The sequence below is a fragment of the Streptomyces sp. NPDC004561 genome (genome assembly GCF_053602155.1).
On the sequence record NZ_JBSGDB010000820.1, the window covers coordinates 1 to 2,179 of the forward strand.

Below are 2,179 nucleotides of genomic sequence, written 5' to 3' on the forward strand. Positions count from 1 at the left end.
GCGGGTGTCGCGGCCGTAGCCGGTGTGGACGCGGACGGTGGCCCGGCCGGCAAGCCAGACGTGGTGGAAGGTGTAGGTGTGGCCGTCGGCGTCGGAGAGGGTCATTCACCGCCCGCCGAGTGGAGTTGGCGATGTCCACCCACTCCCGGTTCAGCGGTGTCCAGGTGGTCGGGGTCCGGGATGACGTTCACCGTGAACCGGATGATGCTGCGGGCGATGCCCACCACCGCCGTGGTGGGGGAGTCCCGCGCCCACTCCCGCAGCGTGGACAGCAGCACGCCTCCGACCTCGTCCAGCGCGAAGGAGTCCGCGCACGGGTCGGCCTACCCGTCCACGGCCGTGACGGGCCAGACGATGTCCTCGGCAAGCCGCAGCAGGACGAACGCCAGCTCCGGGTCCGCTTCCGCCCGCCCGGAGACAGCGCCGCCGCCATCCATCTGCAGCGCCAGGAGCTAGGAGCTGTCCGGTCGATCATGTGACCCCGCCGAGTTCACATCGTTGGCCCCATCATGGGGCGGGGTGAGCGTGGTGATCTTTCGGATGCCGAGTGGGAACGGCTGCGGCCGTTCCTGCCGGTGGGCAACGGTCGGTGCGGCAGGTGGCGTGACCACCGGCAGGTGATCGACGGGATCTTGCACCGGGTACGGACTGGGGTGCAGTGGCGAGATCTACCGGAGCGGTTCGGTCCGTGGAAAACGGTCTATGAACGTCACCGGCTATGGTCCGGCGACGGCACCTGGGAACGCCTTCTGCAGCAGGTCCAGGCCGCGGCGGACGCGGTGACGACATCGACTGGGACATCTCGGTCGACTCCACGAGCGTGCGCGCGCACCATCATGCCGCCGGCGCCCGCACCGATCCCCCTCCCGCGCCCGCCGCTTCAAAGGGGGACGAGGTGACAGAACACCAGGCCGAGACCGTGTGGCAAAGCCTGGTCGGCCGCCTGGTGGAGGTGGTGCAGGAGGCGAGGGCCTGGGCCGCTCGCGGGGCGGCTTCACCAGCAAGATCCACCTGAGCGCCGACGGGCGCTGCCGACCGTTGTCCCTGATCGTCACCCCCGGCCAACGCGCGGACTGCACCCAGTTCGTGTCGGTACTGGAGAAGATCCGGATTCCCCGCCTCGGGCCGGGCAGGTCCCGCAAGAAGCCGGGCAGCGTCGCGGCCGATAAGGCCTATAGCAACGGCCCCTGCCGTCAGTACCTTCGGCGCCGGGGGATCCGGCACACGATCCCGGAGAAGGCGGACAGCCAGGCCACCCGCCTGCGCAAGGGCTCACGCGGTGGACGGCCACCAGGCTTCGACGAGGACCGGTACAAGAAGCGCAACACCGTCGAACGCGCCATCAATAAGCTGAAGAACTCGCGGGCCGTGGCTACCCGCTATGACAAACGCGGCTACGTCTTCCTCGGTACCGTCACTGCCGCAGCCTTGATCATCTGGCTTCGTGCCTGATCGCCGGACGGGTGTTCGTGCACCGCCGTCCCGGATCAGAAGATGGCCCAGGCTTCCTTCGGCAGCCGGTGATAGACGTCATCCATGACATCGGCGGCCAGGAAGACGGGGCGCGTGAGCAAATGATCGCCGGCTCGCTGCACGCAGAGCGCCACCCCAAGAGTCAGCGATCCGGGCTCCGCGCCAGGCAGATAGAAGAGCTCCGTGAAGGGTTCCCGGCTTTCCGCACGAGCGAACAGCCACTGTTCCAGTTCGGAGGGAACCTGGCCGACCAATGCCGCCTCATCCGCATGGACTTGCGGTCCCCGGCGTGCATCGATCGAGACTCCACGCAAACTCTCAGCTGCGAAGTAGAGCTTCAGGCCCATGTCGGAGTAGGTGTGGCACACGACGTCCCAATGCGGGTGATGCTGGCGCGCGGCCGCAGGGACGCCACCGAGTGCAGCGGACGCCTCGTCGGAGGTCATTCCAACCGCAGTGGACCCACGCTCACGAACGGATCGAAGATCCACTGCTGTCGTTCACTGTCCGGCAAGACGTCCCACAGGCCCATGAACCGAAGCCTACGAGGAGGCGTTCGGCCAGGCTCCAGGCCCTCGATTCAACGCGATCGCATGATCGACCGGACACCTCCTAGTGTTCTGCGCCAGTAATCCGTTGGTAGATCTGTCTCGTCCCGGCGTTTGGGTTCCGGTCGACAACCAGGCGGGTTGATCGCCTGAGGCTC

2 protein-coding genes and 2 pseudogenes are annotated in these 2,179 nt (G+C 67.3%); 2 read left to right on the forward strand and 2 right to left on the reverse strand.

Annotated features, from left to right (window positions below; genetic code table 11):
• A pseudogene (locus ACWEN3_RS45700) lies at positions 1-154 on the reverse strand (lamin tail domain-containing protein); the annotation flags it as partial.
• A 26-nt stretch (positions 155-180) separates the two neighbouring features.
• Here ACWEN3_RS45700 and ACWEN3_RS45705 point away from each other — a divergent pair.
• Entirely contained in the window at positions 181-456 is a 276-nt protein-coding gene (locus tag ACWEN3_RS45705) for a hypothetical protein (protein ID WP_452984261.1), read from the forward strand.
• 53 nt (positions 457-509) lie between these two features.
• Positions 510-1,452 (forward strand): annotated as a pseudogene (locus tag ACWEN3_RS45710) (IS5 family transposase).
• Positions 1,453-1,487: 35 nt separating this feature from the next.
• Here ACWEN3_RS45710 and ACWEN3_RS45715 read toward each other — a convergent pair.
• Complete coding sequence (locus ACWEN3_RS45715; RefSeq protein WP_452984263.1) at positions 1,488-1,919, reverse strand: hypothetical protein; 432 nt, start codon at positions 1,917-1,919, stop codon at positions 1,488-1,490.
• Between the last annotated feature and the right edge of the window lie 260 nt (positions 1,920-2,179).